Source organism: Pseudomonas sp. MAG002Y (assembly GCF_019400845.1).
GTDB classification, from domain to species: domain Bacteria; phylum Pseudomonadota; class Gammaproteobacteria; order Pseudomonadales; family Pseudomonadaceae; genus Chryseomonas; species Chryseomonas luteola.
The window spans coordinates 279,829-297,677 of the sequence record NZ_WOEJ01000004.1 but is presented as its reverse complement, the minus strand read 5'-3'; the positions used below and the strand labels follow the sequence as shown (position 1 = coordinate 297,677).

Annotated in this window: 15 protein-coding genes; 7 read left to right on the top strand and 8 right to left on the bottom strand. The window is 58.8% G+C overall.

The features are described 5' to 3' along the window. Positions 1-5: 5 nt before the first annotated feature. Positions 6-1,730 carry a choline dehydrogenase gene (betA, locus tag GM154_RS08285; RefSeq protein WP_219651785.1) on the bottom strand — a complete coding sequence of 575 codons (1,725 nt, stop codon included), beginning with the start codon at positions 1,728-1,730 and terminating at the stop codon, positions 6-8. Here betA and GM154_RS25605 point away from each other — a divergent pair. Beyond that, entirely contained in the window at positions 1,729-1,863 is a 135-nt protein-coding gene (locus GM154_RS25605; RefSeq protein WP_256205514.1) for a hypothetical protein, read from the top strand. The genes betA and GM154_RS25605 overlap by 2 nt on opposite strands. Here the strand turns inward: GM154_RS25605 and betB are convergent. The 6 genes from betB to GM154_RS08255 all read right to left on the bottom strand — a co-directional run bounded on the left by betB (position 1,845) and on the right by GM154_RS08255 (position 7,941). Beyond that, positions 1,845-3,317 (bottom strand): betaine-aldehyde dehydrogenase, encoded by a 1,473-nt coding sequence (betB, locus tag GM154_RS08280; RefSeq protein ID WP_219651783.1) that lies wholly within the window; start codon positions 3,315-3,317, stop codon positions 1,845-1,847. The two genes, GM154_RS25605 and betB, sit on opposite strands and share 19 nt — an antisense overlap. 17 nt (positions 3,318-3,334) lie before the next feature. Beyond that, entirely contained in the window at positions 3,335-3,928 is a 594-nt protein-coding gene (betI, locus tag GM154_RS08275; RefSeq protein ID WP_197871202.1) for a transcriptional regulator BetI, read from the bottom strand. A 193-nt stretch (positions 3,929-4,121) separates the two neighbouring features. Beyond that, positions 4,122-5,357, bottom strand: a complete 1,236-nt coding sequence (gene choV, locus GM154_RS08270) for a choline ABC transporter ATP-binding protein (RefSeq protein ID WP_010796213.1) — start codon at positions 5,355-5,357, stop codon at positions 4,122-4,124. Continuing rightward, positions 5,357-6,199 carry a choline ABC transporter permease subunit gene (gene choW, locus GM154_RS08265; protein WP_197871206.1) on the bottom strand — a complete coding sequence of 281 codons (843 nt, stop codon included), beginning with the start codon at positions 6,197-6,199 and terminating at the stop codon, positions 5,357-5,359. The genes choV and choW overlap by 1 nt, the downstream gene beginning before the upstream one ends. Positions 6,200-6,287: 88 nt before the next feature. Beyond that, positions 6,288-7,223, bottom strand: a complete 936-nt coding sequence (locus GM154_RS08260) for a choline ABC transporter substrate-binding protein (protein WP_197871208.1) — start codon at positions 7,221-7,223, stop codon at positions 6,288-6,290. A 457-nt stretch (positions 7,224-7,680) separates the two neighbouring features. Next, the gene (locus GM154_RS08255; RefSeq protein ID WP_150348444.1) at positions 7,681-7,941 is read right to left on the bottom strand and encodes a hypothetical protein; all 261 of its coding nucleotides are present in this window, start codon (positions 7,939-7,941) and stop codon (positions 7,681-7,683) included. A gap of 692 nt (positions 7,942-8,633) precedes the next feature. Here GM154_RS08255 and GM154_RS08250 point away from each other — a divergent pair. Then, positions 8,634-9,734, top strand: coding sequence for a GlxA family transcriptional regulator (locus GM154_RS08250; RefSeq protein WP_219651781.1), 1,101 nt, complete (start codon positions 8,634-8,636; stop codon positions 9,732-9,734). A gap of 18 nt (positions 9,735-9,752) precedes the next feature. On the opposite strand, the gene GM154_RS08245 is transcribed toward GM154_RS08250, so the two are convergent. Continuing rightward, positions 9,753-10,001, bottom strand: a complete 249-nt coding sequence (locus GM154_RS08245; RefSeq protein ID WP_010796209.1) for a hypothetical protein — start codon at positions 9,999-10,001, stop codon at positions 9,753-9,755. Between the two features lie 588 nt (positions 10,002-10,589). Here GM154_RS08245 and GM154_RS08240 point away from each other — a divergent pair. From GM154_RS08240 to GM154_RS08220, 5 genes are all read left to right on the top strand, one after another. After that, complete coding sequence (locus tag GM154_RS08240) at positions 10,590-11,567, top strand: dipeptidase (RefSeq protein WP_010796208.1); 978 nt, start codon at positions 10,590-10,592, stop codon at positions 11,565-11,567. A 146-nt stretch (positions 11,568-11,713) separates the two neighbouring features. Then, on the top strand, positions 11,714-12,244 hold the full coding sequence (locus GM154_RS08235; protein ID WP_074827213.1) for a DUF5943 domain-containing protein: 531 nt from the start codon (positions 11,714-11,716) through the stop codon (positions 12,242-12,244). Positions 12,245-12,303: 59 nt separating this feature from the next. Then, positions 12,304-14,364 (top strand): dimethylglycine demethylation protein DgcA, encoded by a 2,061-nt coding sequence (dgcA, locus tag GM154_RS08230; protein WP_219651780.1) that lies wholly within the window; start codon positions 12,304-12,306, stop codon positions 14,362-14,364. 140 nt (positions 14,365-14,504) lie between these two features. Beyond that, positions 14,505-16,487, top strand: a complete 1,983-nt coding sequence (gene dgcB, locus GM154_RS08225) for a dimethylglycine demethylation protein DgcB (protein WP_219651778.1) — start codon at positions 14,505-14,507, stop codon at positions 16,485-16,487. 81 nt (positions 16,488-16,568) lie between these two features. Further along, the gene (locus GM154_RS08220) at positions 16,569-17,810 is read left to right on the top strand and encodes an electron transfer flavoprotein subunit alpha/FixB family protein (protein ID WP_219651776.1); all 1,242 of its coding nucleotides are present in this window, start codon (positions 16,569-16,571) and stop codon (positions 17,808-17,810) included. Positions 17,811-17,849: the final 39 nt, after the last annotated feature.

The following is a 17,849-nucleotide window of genomic DNA, read 5'->3' as shown; positions in this document are numbered from 1 at the left end:
CTGAATCAGTTGTAAACCCGTGAATTTGCTTTATTTTCTTTTTTTTCACTTTGCGCCGGTGTTTGGCGTACTGGAGCGCCGTTTGCCATGTAATAGGAGGCGGTGCTACGGGCCAGGGGCTGACGGCCGCGGATGTGGTCGGCAATCTTTTCGCCAATCATGATGGTGGTGGCGTTGAGGTTGCCAGTAATGATCAGCGGCATGATCGATGCGTCCACCACACGCAGGCCTTCAAGGCCATGTACGCGGCCTTGTCCGTCGACGACAGCCATGTCGTCGGTACCCATCTTGTTGGTACAGGAGGGGTGGTAGGCCGTTTCGGCATGCTGGCGCACGAACTCATCCAGCTGGGCATTTGTTACGCAATCCGCGCCTGGATTCAGCTCGCGACCGCGATAGGGATCGAGCGCTGGCTGGTGCATGATCTCGCGGGTGAGACGAATGCTGTCACGGAATTCCTGCCAGTCCTGCTCGGTGCTCATATAGTTGAAAAGGATGCTGGGATGCTGGCGCGGATCGCGTGATTTCAGGTGAACGCGACCCCGGCTCGGCGAGCGCATGGAGCCCACATGAGCCTGGAAGCCGTGGGCTTCGATGGCATTGCTGCCGTTGTAATTGATAGCGATCGGCAGGAAGTGGTACTGGATATTCGGCCACTCGAATTCATCGCTGGAGCGGATAAAGCCACCTGCCTCGAAGTGGTTACTGGCGCCGATGCCGGTGCCCTTGAGCATCCATTCCAGACCGATCTGGGGCTGGTTGTACCACTTCAGCGCCGGATACAGGGAGACCGGCTGCTTACACTCGTACTGCAGGTACATCTCCAGGTGGTCCTGCAGGTTTTGGCCAACCCCGGGCAGATCGTGCACGACGGGAATATCGAACTGGCGTAGCAGGTCACTTGCACCTACGCCGGAGCGCTGGAGAATTTGTGGCGAAGCGATGGCGCCTGCACACAGGAGCACTTCACGGGTGGCATGAACGGTGGTGATATCGCTGCTGTTGCCTTCCAGGAAAGCGACACCGATGGCGCGCTTGCCACTGAACAGGATGCGGTCCGTGGTGGCATGGGTAATGATAGTCAGGTTGGGGCGGCCCTTTGCCTGATCCAGATAACCACGGGCGGTGCTGGCACGTCGCCCATTGGGCGTCACGGTACGGTCCATTGGACCGAAGCCTTCCTGCTGATAACCATTGAGGTCTTCTGTACGAGGGTAACCCGCCTGTACACCTGCCTCGATCATGGCTTCAAACAGTGGGTTCACGCCGGGCTTGGAAGTGGTCACGGATACCGGACCGTCACCGCCGTGATAATCGTTCGGGCCGACGTCACGTGTCTCGGCTTTGCGGAAGTAGGGCAGGCAATCGAGGTATGTCCAGTCCTCCAGACCATCAAGCTTGGCCCAGCCATCGAAGTCCATAGCGTTACCGCGGATGTAGCACATGCCGTTGATCAGCGAAGAGCCACCCAGGCCCTTGCCGCGGCCGCATTCCATCCGGCGGTTGTTCATGTGTGGTTCGGGGTCAGTCTGGTAAGCCCAGTTGTACTGGGTACCCTGAAGCGGGTAGGCCAAGGCGGCAGGCATTTGGGTGCGAAAATCGAGGCGATAGTCGGGGCCACCGGCTTCCAGCAGCAGGACGGTGACGTCTTTGTCTTCAGTGAGACGGGTCGCCAGAACGTTACCGGCAGAACCGGCACCGATGATGATGTAATCGAATTCTTTAGCCATGGTGGCACTCCTCCGTAAAGGGCGTCGAGATTGGCTGCGTGACGCAGCGGCTCGCGCGAAAGCGGTGGGTCATGCGCGTCGGCTGACCCACCCTACGGGTAACGGTGATGCGATTCAGAAGATCGAGGCGTAGTCGCCCAGCTCAACTTGTACAGACTTGATGCGGGTGTAGTTGCCGAGGGTGACCAGGCCATTCTCGCGGCCTACGCCGGAATGCTTGTAACCGCCGACAGGCATCTCGGCTGGGGATTCGCCCCAGGTATTGATCCAGCAGATACCGGCTTCCAGACGATGGATCACACGGTGAGCACGGGCGAGGTCCTTGGTCACAAGACCCGCCGCCAGACCGTATTCGGTGTCGTTGGCGCGGCGGATTACTTCCTCCTCGGTGTCGTACGCCAGAATGCTCATGACCGGACCAAAAATCTCTTCGCGGGCGATCGTCATGTCGTCACGGCAATCGGTAAAGACCGTAGGGGCCACGTAACAGCCGTTGGCGAACTCACCGGTAGTAACACGCTCACCACCACACAGCAAACGCGCACCTTCGCTGCGGCCACGCTCTATGTAGCGCAGGACGTTTTCCATATGTGCCGTGCTGACCAGAGGACCAAAATTGGTGTTCGGGTCCTGCGGGTCGCCCAGGCGGACGCGCTGTACGCGCTCCAGAATCTTGGCTTCGAAACGCTCCTTGAGGGCGCTCGGCACGAAGACGCGGGTGCCGTTAGTGCATACCTGACCGGTGCTGAAAAAGTTGGCCATCATGGCAATATCGGCCGCACGGTCGAGGTCGGCGTCATCGAAAATGATCAGTGGCGACTTGCCGCCCAGCTCCATGGTGACTTCCTTGAGCGTCGAGCCGGCAGCGCTGGCCATAACCTTCTTGCCGGTGGGCACGCCGCCGGTAAAGGAAATCTTCTCGATGCCCGGGTGCTCGGTCAGGGCTACGCCTACTTCGGCGCCAGCACCGTTGAGCACATTGAACACGCCATCGGGCACACCTGCCTCGGTATAGATCTCGGCCAGCTTGAGCGCCGTCAGGGGAGTGACTTCGCTGGGCTTGAAGATCATGGCATTACCGGCGGCCAGGGCTGGGGCGGATTTCCACAGGGCAATCTGGATTGGATAGTTCCAGGCGCCAATGCCTGCGACCACGCCCAGCGGCTCGCGGCGGGTATAGACAAACGAGGTATCGCGCAGCGGGATCTGTTCGCCTTCCAGTGCAGGGATCAGGCCAGCGTAGTACTCAAGCACGTCGGCACCGGTCACGATGTCCACGGCCTGGGTTTCGGTCAGCGGCTTACCGGTATCCAGCGTCTCCAGGGCGGCGAGCTCATCGTTACGCTCACGGAGAATATCTACGGCCTTGCGCAGGATGCGGGAACGTTGCATGGCCGTCATGGCGGCCCAGACCTTTTGGCCCTCGGCAGCACTGGCCACGGCGCGATCAACGTCCTCCCGGCTGGCCTGCTGTACGTGGGCGATGACCTCGCCATTGGCCGGATTGATTGCCTGGAAGGTTTTGCCGCTGGTGGCATCGACGTAACCGCCGCCGATGTAGAGCTTTTGAGTGTCGAGCTGGGTCATGATGATTCTCTCCCTTTTCAGTTAGCCGCTCGGGCCAGCTGCTGGTCTAGATAATCGAAGGCAATGCGCAGCGCTTCGTCGATGTCGAATTCACCGCCTGCAAGGGCACCGCGCAGCCACAGGCCGTCGATGATTGCGGCCAGGCCGCGTGCGGCACGGCGGGCTTCCTGTGCAGGCAGCGCCTTGTGGAACTCACAGCACAGGTTTGAATACAGCCGTGCATCGTTGATGCGTTGCAGGCGGTGCAGGGCCGGCTGATGCATGCTGCTGGCCCAGAAGGCCAGCCAGGTCTTCATGGCCGGACCGTTAACCTGACTGTCGTCGAAGTTGCCTTCGATAATGGCGCGCAGGTGGGCGCGCGGGCTGTTATCGGTCAGCGTGGCGCGACGCTCGCGAACCGCAGTGCGCAACGCCGACATCAGGTGGCGCATGGTCGCTTCGAGCAGGCCATTTTTGTCCTGGAAGTAGTGACTGATGATCCCGTTGGATACACCGGCCTTCTTGGCAATGAGGGCGATGCTCGCCTCGCTCATCCCGACTTCGTCAACCGCTTCCAGCGTGGCAGCAATCAGCTGGGAACGACGGATAGGTTGCATGCCGACTTTTGGCATTGCGGTTATCTCCTCGCATTCACGCATCACCTGAGTTGCCTTCAGTCTACTGTTTTTTAATTGAACGATCAATCAATAAAAAGCCCGGGACGTGTGAGTGCTAGCCCTAAGCCTGTGTTTACTAGGCTCGGGACGGCTAAGCCGATCTATGTCAGAGGCATTGAGGCCGCCCGGGTGGGCGGCCTGTCATGGGTCAGCCGGCCTGGGAAAAGGCGGTCGGGAGAGGAGTCACCTCGGACTCCTCATGGCTTTTCTCCAGGTTTTTACCCAACAGCGCATGATAGAGCTCGGTGTCTCCCAGAATGCCTACCACGCAGCCGTTTTGCTGAAGGATGAGCTTGTTGCCGGTGTGATAGCGGATTTCCAGCGCATCGCGCATCCGAATGCTGGCGTCGACCAGGGTAGGCTGACGCTTGAGCGCTTCGACCGGCTCGCCAGGCGCCCAGCGCTGTACGCTGACACTGTCGCCGCTGCGCCGCAGTGATTTGACGTTACGTGCATCGCTCAGGCTGGCCCAGTAGTCACGGGTGCTGTCCAGGCAGAGTTCATTGCCTTCGCGGCGGCACTGTTCGATCGGCTTCATGAGGCTGTAACCGCACAGCACGTTGAGCGGGTTGGTATGGGCTACGAAGGTTCGTACGTAGTCGTCTGCCGGATTGAGCACGATATCTTCGGGCTTGCCATGCTGGATGATGCGTCCGTCTTTCATGATCGCGATATTGGTGCCGAGCTTGAGCGCTTCATCCAGGTCGTGGCTGACGAATACGATGGTCTTGTTGACCTTGCTCTGTAGGGCGAGCAGCTCGTCCTGCAGTTGTTGGCGGATCAGCGGATCGAGCGCGGAGAAAGGTTCGTCCATCAAGAGAATGTCGGCGTCCATGGCGAGGGCACGGGCCAAACCGACGCGCTGCTGCATGCCGCCTGAAAGGGCAGAGGGCTTGCTGTTGCGCCACTGGGTAAGACCTACCAGCTCCAGCTTTTCATCGATGATTTTCTTGCGCTCGGCCGTGGAGCGGCCCTGCATTTCCAGGCCGAACCCAACATTCTCCGCAACAGTCAGCCAGGGCATAAGGGCAAATTTCTGGAACACCATGGCGATGCGGGAGGTGCGCATTTCTTTCAGGGTTGAGGGCGAGCAATTGGCGATGTCCACTTCGCTGCCATTGTGCTCAATGAGCAGGCGACCACGGCTGACTGTGTTAAGGCCGTTGATGCAGCGCAGCAGGCTGGACTTGCCTGAGCCGGACAGCCCCATGAGGACACAGATTTCACCTTTCTGGATTTCCAGGCAGGCATTTTCCACGCCCAGTACCTGGCCGGTCTGCTCGAAGATTTCGGATCGGCCAAGGCCTTTGTCCAGCAGCTCGACGGCCTGTTTGGTCTGTTTGCCGAAGATGACGTCGACATTCTCGAAACGGATTGCGCTCATCAGTGTTCTCCTCTGGCATTGGGCTGCTTGCAGACACGGTCGAGCAGAATGGCCAGCAGTACGATGGCCAGGCCCGCTTCGAAGCCTAGGGCGATATCCGCCGTATTCAGAGCGTTCACCACAGGCTTGCCGAGGCCGTCGGCACCTACGAGTGCGGCAATTACTACCATCGAGAGCGACAGCATGATGCATTGCGTGATACCCGCGGCAATGCTGGGCATGGCATGGGGAAGCTCAATCCGTGTCAGGAGCTGCCAGCGGGAGCAGCCAAAGGCTTTACCGGCATCCATGAGTTCTTCCGGAACGTCCTGAATGCCCAGGCACGTCAGGCGGATCGGGGCGGCGATCGCAAAGATTACGGTAGAGATCAGGCCGGGTACGACGCCCAGGCCGAACAGGGTCAGCGTGGGGATCAGGTACACGAACGTCGGCACGGTCTGCATCAAGTCCAGCAACGGACGCAATGTGGCGAAGAACCAGGGTTTATGGGCCGCTATGATACCCAGCGGCACGCCAATGGCGATACAGACAAGGGTGGCGAAGATGACTTGAGACAGGGTTTCAATGGTCTCCTGCCAGTATCCCAGGTTAATGATCAGAAGTAGCGAGGCGGCGGCAAACAGCGTGAGGGCAAGGCTGCGTTGAATGAGGTAGACCAACGCCACAAGGATCGCGGTCAGGGCCAGGGGGTTGAACCAGAGCAGGGCTCCCGTGGTGCTTGAGATGACGGTAGAAAGGGCATCGGAAATCAGGTCAAAGAATCCCGAGAAGTTCATGATCAGCCAGTCGACAAAATCGGAAATGGCTTGCCCCAGCGGGAGCTTATGGTCGGTAAGGAACATAGATAAAATCCCTGGAGTTGAGTATCAACAATCCAGCGACCTGGATAGCCCGCCTTTAGCGGCCGGGCTGTCCAGGTCGTTGGGGTGGTTACTGCGTGAGCTTGGCCATGACTTCGGAGGCGGGCTTGCCGTCTCGAGTCGTCACCCCGGCCAGCCAGGTGTCCACTACCTGGGCATTTGCCTTCAGCCACGCTTTTGCGGCGGCCTCCGGCGTCTTACCTCCATTGAGTACGTCGTCCATGAGCTGGTTCTCCATGCCTAGCGAGAAGTTCAGATTGGTCAGCAGCTTGCCGACATTCGGGCATTCCTGGACGTAGCCTTTGCGCACATTGGTGTAAATCGTGGCGCCGCCCAGGTTGGGGCCGAAGTAGTCGTCACCGCCTTCCAGATACTTCATCTTGAATCGGGTATTCATGGGGTGCGGTTCCCAGCCCAGGAAGACGACCCACTGCTTACGACGCTCGGCGCGCTGAACCTGGGAGAGCATGCCCGCTTCGCTGGACTCGACCATCTTGAACTTGCCCAGGTCGAACGCATTTTTGTCGATCATGCTCTGAATCAGGCGATTGCCGTCATTACCCGGCTCGATGCCATAGATCTTGCCGCCGAATTTGTCGGCATTCTTGACGATATCGGCAAAGGTCTTCACGCCGGCGTCGTACACGTATTCCGGGACTGCCAGGGTGTATTTGGCCCCTTCGAGGTTGGCGCGCAGGGTTTCGACACTGCCGTTGTCGCTGTAGGGCTTGATATCGGCCGCCATGCTCGGCATCCAGTTACCCAGAAAGACATCGATATCCTTGTTTTGCATCGACTTGTAAGTCACAGGAACGGAGATCATGTTGGTCTTGGTCTTGTAGCCCAGCGACTGCAGGATTTCGGACGTTACGGCGGTAGTGACGGTAATGTCGGTCCAGCCGACATCGGCAAAGCGAACGGTGGCGCAGGACTCGGGCTCGGCCGCCTGGGCCATAAGCGGGGCGCCTAAGCTCAGGGCCAGTAGTAACGCATTGCAACCTTTCATGGTGAATGTCTCCTTCCTGATGCTGCCGCGCATGCACAAGGCATAGGGCAGCAAATCGTGGCAGACGGGCGTGGTTCGGCAAGGGTCAGGCCGATGTACTCCGCTGCGTGATGGGTTATCTGTAACCGATCGTTCATCAACCGCCTACCAGTCACGTCGCATCCAGTGCAGGCGGCGTCGTAACCAGAGGTCGAGGCGTCGTAGCCAGCACAGTTGTGCCGTATGGCAGGCCCTGACCGCGGCAATTTGATGATCGGAGTGTTCGTTAAAACAACGGGTGAAACAGGGCGGCCGGAAAGAGCCGTGCCTGAGACGGCGGAAAGCGGTCCAGAGGTAGGGACTTTTGCCTTCTGGGTGACCTCACGAATGAGAGAGAATCCATTCATTGAGGGAGAGGGTCTACCGGTAAGAGGCAGGGCACCTGAGCGGCCTGCCTGATAAACCCAGGTTTCACGCATCAAAGCGCGAGCGCTTCCCTGTAACCAAGGGAGCATGCCTGGACATTTCCGGTTTCTAACGGGAAAGCGACGGCGGCCTCTGCCCTGGAATTGGCGCACAGGTAAAGCGAGAAGGTGCCCGGTTCGGTGCCGAGTAGTTTTATCGTTTTAATAGCCATGGCAGCCAAGCTGTCTGGTTCATCCAGTTTCATCGAGCCGGCAAGCCGTGCTCGAAATAGAGATAGCGTCTTGCGAGATGGCCGGTCGCCATGCTCAGTCATTCAGGTTACCCAACATCCAGGCAGCCGACAATGTTGCAACCTGTTGCTGCGCCTGTTATGTCCCAAACGCTGTTTTAGCCTCTACATGTACAGGCTAAAGACATGCAGACCATGGCCTATAGGGGCTGTAGGCGATAGGACAGTTAATAGTCCTTTTTATTGATTACCGGGGCGGCCTAAAAGGAATAGATATGCTTTTTGAGGGGGATTTCACGTTAAGTAATGAGTGTCACCGCAATGCGATCCGTGGGTAATTAGTGAGCCTGAACTGAATTTGCACACACCGGGAAAGCTTTGCCACCTTTTGGCGCATCTTTGTGCAGGGGACTGCTTGGCAGAAAGCGAAAATTCGATCCGCCCTTTGTTACTGTAGAAATCTTTTTCCACACAAGCCAGCTCTGCGAGTTGCTACGGATTTGCACACGGACACAGCCTGCCATGACCCATCGGTCACTGATGGCCTTTGGCACTACCAGCCTCGGAACCGCTTTGCCAAGCATCTTCTTTCTCTTTAATTGAATGGCTGTTCAAGGTAGGCATGACATTTGCGAAGCCTCTATCCAAGGTCATACGGCCTGGCGGTGTTACATCCCGTGACAACGAGTGATTCCGTCAGCAGCTGGACACGACTCACGACGATAAAAAGAGCCTCGATGAGGCCATACCGGGCTTAGCGTGAAGAGGGCGTTCCAATGTCATTGAATCAAAGTCAGCCACAATACCGTGTTCCGCAATCCATCGGGTTCCTGCTGCTGGACAACTTCACCCTGATCTCACTGGCGTCGGCGATAGAGCCACTGCGGATGGCCAATCAGCTGTCGGGTCGTGAGCTGTTCCGCTGGTCTACGCTCAGCCTGGATGGCCGTCCGGTCCAGGCCAGTGACGGCCTGCAAATTACTCCGGACAGTGCTGTCGCGGCTGCACCGGCCATGGACATGGTCATCGTGTGTGGCGGTGTGGGCATTCAGCGAAGCGTCATGCGGGAACATGTGAGCTGGCTGCAGGCGCAGGCACGGCAGGGCCGCAAGCTGGGCGCTGTCTGCACGGGCAGTTGGGCGCTGGCCAAGGCCGGACTGCTCGATGGTTACGAGTGCAGCGTGCATTGGGAGATGCTGGCCTCCATGCAGGAAGCCTTCCCGCGTGTATCACTGACGACGCGGCTATTCTCCATCGACCGTAACCGCTTCACGTCATCGGGGGGTACGGCTCCCATGGACATGATGCTGCACCTGATCGGCCGTGAGCACGGTCGCGAATTGTGCGCTGCGATTTCTGAAATGTTCATTTATGAACGTATCCGCAACGAGCAGGATCATCAGCGTGTGCCGCTCAAACATATGCTGGGCACCAATCAACCCAAGCTGCAGGAAATCGTCGCGCTGATGGAGGCCAACCTGGAGGAGCCCATTGACCTCGACGAGCTGGCCGTCTATGTGAATGTGTCGCGTCGCCAACTGGAGCGCTTATTTCAGAAATACCTGCACTGTTCGCCGTCGCGCTATTACCTGAAGCTGCGCCTGATTCGAGCCAGACAACTGCTCAAACAGACCACCATGTCCATCATCGAAGTGGCATCGGTATGCGGATTCGTTTCCACGCCGCACTTCTCGAAGTGTTACCGGGAGTATTTTGGGATTCCCCCGCGTGATGAGCGGCAGGGCGTATCGATGGGGCAGCCTGTGATGCTGGTGCCGGTTCCGCAGGAGTTGGCCTTACTCCCGACATCCTCGGCCCTGGCCGCGCTCAGTCAGGCGCAAGGAGAGTCGACGTTTGCCAGTGTAAGGCTTGGCTGATAGACGTGCTGCCCTGGCCTAGCGATGCTGGGCCAGGGCAGGTAGCAGCTGACGAGCAATAGCTTCGCGAACGGACGGTAATAGTGTCGCATGACCTGACAGGAGTTCTTCGACCAGACGCCGCAGGGCTGTGACTCGTTCAGGGTTCAGCCCGCATAGCGCCTGCTGGCAGGCTTGCTCGGGAGTAGTACCCGACGGTACGGCGATACCCAGTGCAATCAGGCGGTCCCTGAAGTCGTCCTGGTCGATTAGGTCTGCATGCATCATGACGAATCCTCCGTTAAGTCCCGTACCGATTCTTGGCAGCGGTCAATGGCAAGGCAAGTGCACAAGACGGTACTGGATACGCGCAGGTCGCTTTCCAGCAAGCAGAGCGCTCAATGGTTATTTATCTGTAATAAAACGAAAGTCTAATGGCGTCAGGGAGGGGCAATATGTCACAGGGTGATTTTGGGAAGGTGCTGCTAAAGTAGCGCTTCTTGTCGAGTTGAGCGGCTTAGCTCCTCGAATTTCCGGGAAAAGCGCCCTTACGCTTGGTCTGGACGAAACACACTGAGGCCCAACAGGGCATTTTAACCCCGCGTGCTTGCTAAGGCATTGCGGGGTTTTTTTTCGACATTTTTCCGCTTTTCCGTCTTTCGTCTGCATTAGAACGTTCTGCTCCAGACGTCTGCCCGGCTTTTGGCTGGCGCTGGAGACAGGGCGCGGTCAGCCGTTACTGCCTGTTGAACGCGCATTGACGCTTCTGGTAATCCCCCTGTCGTTTTTACGCGATAGCGCAGAAAACCTGAGGGATATGCTCCTTTCAAAGCGTCGGCACATGATCCGGCGTCGCGAAACCTGGGAGCTGCCCTGATGAATGCCACTGAACTGCACGCCGACAGCATCGTTATCGACGGGCTGATCATCGCCAAATGGAACCGTGAGCTCTTTGAGGACATGCGCAAGGGAGGGCTGACGGCAGCCAACTGCACCGTGTCGGTCTGGGAAGGCTTCAAGGCGACCGTGGACAACATCGCGGCGCAAAAGAAGCTGATGCGCGAAAACAGTGACCTAGTCATGCCGGTCTACACCACCGCTGACATCCGTAAGGCCAAGTCTCAAGGCAAGACCGGCATCATCTTCGGCTTTCAGAATGCTCATGCCTTTGAGGATCAGCTCGGCTACGTAGAGATCTTCAAGCAGCTGGGCGTAGGCATCGTGCAGATGTGCTACAACACCCAGAACCTGGTAGGCACAGGTTGCTATGAGCGCGACGGCGGTCTGTCCGGTTTTGGCCGCGAGGTCGTTGCCGAAATGAACCGCGTCGGCATCATGTGCGACCTGTCCCATGTGGGCAGCAAGACCTCTGAAGAAGTCATCCTCGAATCCCAAAAGCCGGTCTGTTATTCCCACTGCCTACCGTCCGGCCTGAAGGAGCATCCACGCAACAAGTCCGACGAAGAGCTTAAGTTCATTGCCGATCATGGTGGTTTCGTGGGCGTTACGATGTTTGCGCCGTTCCTGGCCAAGGGCATCGAATCCACTATCGATGATTATGCCGAAGCCATTGAGTACGTGATGAATATCGTTGGCGAAGACGCCATCGGCATTGGTACCGACTTTACCCAAGGCCACGGCCAGGACTTCTTCGAATACCTCACCCATGACAAGGGTTACGCCCGTCGATTGACCAACTTCGGCAAGATCGTGAACCCCCTGGGCATCCGCACCGTAGGCGAATTTCCCAATCTGACCGAGACGCTGCTCAAGCGAGGCATGTCCGAGCGCACTGTGCGCAAAGTCATGGGCGAGAACTGGGTAAGGGTACTCAGCGAGGTGTGGGGCGAGTAAGTCATTTCATTTCTTGAAGATCCGCGGCTGGATCCCGCCATGACCTGATTCAGCCTGCACTGATCTTCGACGATCACCGGTAGGGTGGATCAACCGTACCGCGGCGTAGCCCACCCTACACAAGCACATTCGTTTGGAGTTTCACCATGGCCACACATGCTCCCGAAATGCCAATCCAGGTCGACGACGAAACCGGCGTCTGGACCACCGATGCACTGCCCATGCTGTATGTACCGCGTCACTTCTTCGTCAATAACCACATGGGGATCGAAGAGGTGCTCGGTGCAGAGAAGTATGCCGAGATTCTTTACAAGGCTGGCTACAAGTCTGCCTGGCACTGGTGTGAGAAAGAGGCCGAGTGCCATGGACTGGTTGGCGTCGAGGTGTATGAGCACTACATGAAGCGCCTCTCCCAGCGCGGCTGGGGGCTGTTTGATATCGAGCAGATCGACGTGGATGCCGGTACGGCCCAGGTTCGGCTGCGGCACTCCGCCTTCGTTTACGTGTACGGCAAGGTCAACCGCAAGGTGGATTACATGTTTACCGGCTGGTTTGCCGGGGCCATGGACCAGATCCTCGCCGCCAGAGGCAGCGCGGTCCGTACCGTGGCCGAGCAGGTGTACAGCGGGGCGGAAGAAGGCCATGACGACGGCCTGTTCGTGGTGAAGCCGCTGTAACGGCGCAATGAACGATAACAAGACCGACCGTGCGTAATTCGCTGAGATGAGGTGCCGTGATGGCCTTTGAAGCAATGTTCCAACCAATCCAGATCGGCAAGCTGACGATTCGCAACCGCGTACTCAGCACGGCGCACGCCGAGGTGTATGCCACTGATGGCGGCATGACGACCGAACGGTACGTCAAATATTACGAAGAAAAAGCCAAGGGCGGCATTGGCCTTGCCATTTGCGGCGGTTCCTCAGTCGTGGCGATCGATAGTCCACAGCACTGGTGGAGTTCGGTAAACCTTGCTACCGACCGCATCATTCCGCATTTTCAGAACCTGGCGGATGCCATGCACAAGCACGGCGCCAAGATCATGATCCAGATTACCCACATGGGTCGCCGTTCCCGTTGGGACGGTGGTCACTGGCCAACCCTGATGTCGCCGTCCGGTATCCGCGAGCCTGTGCATCGCGCTACTTGTAAGACCATCGAGCCGGAGGAGATCTGGCGGGTGATCGGCAATTTTGCCCAGGCCGCACGCCGGGCGAAAGCGGGTGGGCTGGATGGCGTCGAGCTGTCTGCTGTGCACCAGCACATGATCGATCAGTTCTGGTCGCCCCGTGTGAACAAGCGTACCGATGAATGGGGCGGCAGCTTCGAGAACCGTATGCGCTTTGGCCTGGAAGTGCTCAAGGCTGTACGGGCCGAAGTTGGCGATGACTTCTGTGTCGGCATGCGGATCTGTGGTGATGAATTCCACCCGGACGGTCTGACCCATGACGATATGAAACAGATCGCCAAGTATTACAACGACACCGGCATGGTGGACTTCTTTGGCGTAATCGGCTCCGGCTGCGACACCCACAATACCCTGGCCAACGTAATTCCCAACATGACCTACCCACCGGAGCCGTTCCTGCATCTGGCGGCCGGTATCAAGGATGTGGTCAGCGTGCCCGTACTGCATGCGCAGAACATCAAGGATCCGAACCAGGCGACACGCATCCTTGAGGGCGGTTACGTGGACATGGTCGGTATGACCCGTGCCCACATCGCCGATCCGCATCTGATCGCCAAGATCAAGATAGGGCAGGTGGACCAGATTCGCCAGTGTGTTGGCGCCAACTACTGCATCGACCGTCAATACCAGGGGCTGGACGTGCTGTGTATTCAGAACGCCGCAACCAGCCGTGAGTATATGGGGGTTCCGCACATCATCGAGAAATCCACCGGGCCCAAGCGCAAGGTAGTCGTTGTCGGCGGCGGCCCGGCGGGAATGGAAGCGGCCCGCGTCTCGGCTGAGCGGGGGCATGACGTGACCCTGTTCGAAAAGCAGGAGCAGCTGGGTGGGCAGATTACTCTCGCGGCCCGGGCGCCTCAGCGTGACCAGATCGCGGGTATCACGCGGTGGTATCAACTGGAGCTGGCTCGCCTGAATATCGACCTGCGGCTGGGGACGGCGGCTGATCCTGACACGATCATGGATCTGCGTCCGGACATCGTTGTGCTGGCCAATGGCGGTCATCCATTCATGGAGCAGAACGAGCATTGGGGCGCGGCCGAAGGCCTGGTCGTCAGCAGCTGGGACATTCTTTCCGGTAAGGTCGAGCCGGGCAAAAACGTGCTGGTCTACGACACCATTTGCGAATTTTCCGGGATGTCGGCGGCTGATTATCTGGCCGATAAAGGCGCACAGGTGGAAATCGTCACCGATGACATCAAACCGGGCGTAGCCATTGGCGGGACCACGTTCCCGACCTACTACCGCAGCCTCTACCCGAAGGAGGTGATCATGACCGGCGATCTCATGCTGGAAAAGGTATATCCCGAGGGCGACAAGAAGATTGCCGTACTGGAAAACGAATATACCGGCGCCAAGGAGGAGCGGGTGGTCGATCAGATCGTTATCGAGAACGGCGTGCGACCGGACGAGACCTTGTACTACGCGCTGAAGGACGGTTCGCGTAACAAGGGTCAGATCGATATCGAGGCCTTGTTTGCTATCGAGCCACAACCCGCCTTGAATGAGCAGGGTAGCGGTTATCTCCTGTATCGCATCGGGGACTGCGTGGCGCAGCGCAACACCCACGCCGCAATCTACGACGCATTGCGGCTGTGCAAGGACTTTTAAGTACGCGCCTTTGCGAACCGCAGGGTGGGTTAGCTGCAGAGCAGTCTGACCCACCACGAGGGCTACCCGCGGTTTAGGTACCGCCTGACATGTTGAGGATGGGTAATGCCTCTGGCTCACCCACCCTACGAGGCTCCGGTATGTTAGATATCCTTATTCCCGTTCTGCTCTTTACGGCCTTGGCACTGGCTGCGATCGGTGCTTTTCGACGCGTACGGCTCTGGCGGCAGGGCCGGCCCGCCCATGTCGACCTGATTCGGGGTCTGCTGGCCATGCCGCGGCGCTATCTGGTGGACTTGCACCATGTGGTCGAGCGGGATCGCTATATGTCGCGAACCCATGTGGCCACCGCAGGCGGCTTCGTTCTGGCCGCCGTGCTGGCTGTACTGGTTCATGGATTTGGCTTGCATAACCGTGTTCTGGGTTGGGCGCTATTGGCGGCCACCGCTTGCATGTTCACGGGTGCCTTGTTCGTGGCCAAGCGTCGCCGCAACCCACCGGCACGCCTGTCCAAAGGGCCATGGATGCGCTTGCCCAAAAGCCTACTGATGTTTTCCGCGAGCTTTTTCATTGCTACGCTGCCCGTAGCGGGCGTACTCCCGGAAAATTTTGGCGGCTGGATACTGGCGGCCGTGCTGGCCGTAGGCGTGGCTTGGGGCGTGTCGGAATTATTCTTCGGCATGACCTGGGGCGGTCCGATGAAGCACGCCTTTGCCGGTGCGCTGCATCTAGCCTTCCACCGTCGGCCCGAGCGGTTCCGTACTCCTTATAACGCCAGCGCGGCGCGCTCCAGTGGCTTGAAAGCGCTGGACCTGAATGACCCTGCTGCACCGTTGGGTGTGGAGAAACCCAAGGACTTTACGTGGAATCAGCTGCTGGGCTTTGACGCCTGTGTGCAGTGCGGCCGCTGCGAGGCCATGTGCCCCGCTTATGCGGCCGGTCAGCCGCTCAACCCGAAAAAGCTGATCCAGGACATGGTTATCGGCATGGCGGGTGGCACCGACGCGCGTTATTTCGGCTCGCCTTATCCCGGGAAGCCAATTGGTGAGCACGGCGGCAATGCCCATTCGCCCATTGTTTCATTTGAAGGCAAGGCGCTGGTCGATGCCGAGACGCTATGGTCCTGCACCACCTGTCGGGCCTGTGTGGAAGAGTGCCCGATGATGATCGAGCACGTCGATGCCATCGTTGATATGCGTCGCCATCTGACCCTGGAGAAAGGGGCAACCCCCAACAAGGGCGCTGAGGTGCTCGATAATCTAATTGCCACGGATAACCCCAACGGCTTCAACCCGGTCAACCGGATGAACTGGGCTGCGGACCTTGATCTGCCTCTGATCGCCAACCAGCAGCGCGTCGATGTGTTGTTCTGGGTGGGTGATGGCGCGTTTGACATGCGCAACCAGCGGACCCTCAGGGCTTTCGTCAAGATTCTCAAGGCTGCCAAGGTTGATTTTGCCGTGCTGGGGCTGGAAGAGCGCGACAGCGGTGACCTGGCGCGACGCCTGGGGGACGAGGCGACCTTTCAGCAATTGGCCAGGCGCAATATCGCCACGCTGTCGCGGTACCGCTTCAACCGGATCGTGACATGCGACCCGCATAGCTTTCACGTGCTGAGAAACGAATACGGCGCGCTGGGCGGGGCTTATACGGTCCTGCATCACAGCACCTTTCTGGCAGAGCTGCTGGATGCCCAGGCGCTTCATCTCGGGCAGCACAAGGGGGGCAGCGTGACCTATCACGACCCCTGCTATCTGGGTCGATACAACGGTGAGTACGAGGCGCCTCGCAAGGTACTCAAGGCCATCGGGATTGAGGTCAAGGAAATGGAGCGCTCCGGCTTCCGGGCTCGCTGCTGTGGCGGTGGAGGAGGCGCGCCGATTACCGATATTCCCGGTACGCAGCGGATTCCCGACATGCGCATGGCCGATATCAAGACGACTGGAGCGGAGGTTGTCGCTGTGGGATGCCCTCAATGTACTGCCATGCTGGAGGGAGTAGTCGCGCCCCGTCCAGAGGTAAAGGACATTGCCGAGCTGGTCGCCGAAGTTGTAATCGAGGCACCCGCCGTGCCGGTAAAGCAACCAATCACGCCCAGGCGTGAAGCGGTGGAGATCTCCTGATGAGCGCATCCCGTATTACCCGATTGGCCCTGAGTGCCGCGATATCCAATCACGCACGGACGTTTTTCAAAGGAGCAGGGCATGACTGACATCATCCGCCGTGATCCGCATGCCGAATGGATCGCCCGTAACCGGCTTCATCCCCTGCACGCCTTGATGCAGGCGAGTACGCGCGATGAGCAGCCTCGCTGGATGGGCCCCAACGGCATCATTCGCAAGAATCCCCACGCAGCTCTGGGCTTCAAGGGGCCTAGCGGCTTGCGCCGTATCGATCGCAGTGGCGCTCAGCAGGGCAACGGGGTTCGTCGGCTGGGTGAGGCCCAGGAGGTGCTACTGCCGTTGCATCGGGTCGAAGAGCCCGCCTTCATCATTGCCGTAGTGCCCGATCTGGTAGGCGGACGGCTTTCCAGCCACGACCGCGATCTGCTCGGTCTGGCGCGACAGCTGGCAGGCTCAACAGGGGCGGTGTTGGCCATTGTCTTTGGCGAGCACAAGGAGTCTGGCTTCGATAAGGCAGGCGTTGACCGGCTATTGCAATTGAGCGGTCATGAATACACGGGATACTCACCTGAACAGCGCGTGCTGGCGCTGCGTGCAGTAGAGAGCCAGTTCTTGCCACGTCACTGGTTGTTGCCGGACAGCCGTACCGGTGGTGGCGAGCTGGGTCGTCGTTTCGCTGCTACGCTACATGAGCGGCCTGCCACACGTGTCTGGCAGATAAAGGATGGCCTATGTACCGGCCGTGCCGGCGCAGGCAGCGAAGATCTGACGCGTCCTGTCCCCAGGGTAGTGTTGGCCTCTGCCGAGTGTGCGGAGCCGGTCAGTGAAACACGACATGAGGCACGTACGGTCACGCTGGCTGACGGCAATCAGTTGCGAGCGCTTGTGCGTATCGAGGACATGGGAGCCGTGGCCGTCGATCCGGCGCTTGTTCCCATGGCCGAGGCGGAATTCATCCTGTCCGGTGGTAATGGCGTTCAGGACTGGGATCTCTTCCATCGGGCAGCCCGGGCGCTTGGGGCAACAGAAGGGGCTTCGCGGGTGGCGGTAGACGACGGGCATATGCCACGTCACCGGCAGGTAGGCGCTACGGGGACCTGGGTAACGGCACGGGTCTACCTGGCCGTCGGGATTTCCGGCGCGGTACAGCACTTACAGGGCATAGGTGCCTGCGACAAGGTCATTGCCATTAACCTCAATCCGGGGTGCGACATGATCAAGCGGGCAGACCTGTCAGTCATTGCAGATTCGAACGCCGTGCTGGAAGCCTTGATCGATCTGGTCGAGGCCTACCGCCGCGGTGAGCAGAGGGAAGCGGCCTGAAGCGGTCGTCCGCAGGACTACCGCTTCAGCAACGCAACG

What these genes read in the sequence shown, in the direction of transcription:
- GM154_RS25605 (WP_256205514.1), top strand. Translation starts at nt 1,729, where the DNA reads ATGGTGGCACTCCTCCGTAAAGGGCGTCGAGATTGGCTGCGTGACGCA.
- betA (WP_219651785.1), bottom strand. Translation starts at nt 1,730, where the DNA reads ATGGCTAAAGAATTCGATTACATCATCATCGGTGCCGGTTCTGCCGGT.
- betB (WP_219651783.1), bottom strand. Translation starts at nt 3,317, where the DNA reads ATGACCCAGCTCGACACTCAAAAGCTCTACATCGGCGGCGGTTACGTC.
- betI (WP_197871202.1), bottom strand. Translation starts at nt 3,928, where the DNA reads ATGCCAAAAGTCGGCATGCAACCTATCCGTCGTTCCCAGCTGATTGCT.
- choV (WP_010796213.1), bottom strand. Translation starts at nt 5,357, where the DNA reads ATGAGCGCAATCCGTTTCGAGAATGTCGACGTCATCTTCGGCAAACAG.
- choW (WP_197871206.1), bottom strand. Translation starts at nt 6,199, where the DNA reads ATGTTCCTTACCGACCATAAGCTCCCGCTGGGGCAAGCCATTTCCGAT.
- GM154_RS08260 (WP_197871208.1), bottom strand. Translation starts at nt 7,223, where the DNA reads ATGAAAGGTTGCAATGCGTTACTACTGGCCCTGAGCTTAGGCGCCCCG.
- GM154_RS08255 (WP_150348444.1), bottom strand. Translation starts at nt 7,941, where the DNA reads ATGACTGAGCATGGCGACCGGCCATCTCGCAAGACGCTATCTCTATTT.
- GM154_RS08250 (WP_219651781.1), top strand. Translation starts at nt 8,634, where the DNA reads ATGTCATTGAATCAAAGTCAGCCACAATACCGTGTTCCGCAATCCATC.
- GM154_RS08245 (WP_010796209.1), bottom strand. Translation starts at nt 10,001, where the DNA reads ATGATGCATGCAGACCTAATCGACCAGGACGACTTCAGGGACCGCCTG.
- GM154_RS08240 (WP_010796208.1), top strand. Translation starts at nt 10,590, where the DNA reads ATGAATGCCACTGAACTGCACGCCGACAGCATCGTTATCGACGGGCTG.
- GM154_RS08235 (WP_074827213.1), top strand. Translation starts at nt 11,714, where the DNA reads ATGGCCACACATGCTCCCGAAATGCCAATCCAGGTCGACGACGAAACC.
- dgcA (WP_219651780.1), top strand. Translation starts at nt 12,304, where the DNA reads ATGGCCTTTGAAGCAATGTTCCAACCAATCCAGATCGGCAAGCTGACG.
- dgcB (WP_219651778.1), top strand. Translation starts at nt 14,505, where the DNA reads ATGTTAGATATCCTTATTCCCGTTCTGCTCTTTACGGCCTTGGCACTG.
- GM154_RS08220 (WP_219651776.1), top strand. Translation starts at nt 16,569, where the DNA reads ATGACTGACATCATCCGCCGTGATCCGCATGCCGAATGGATCGCCCGT.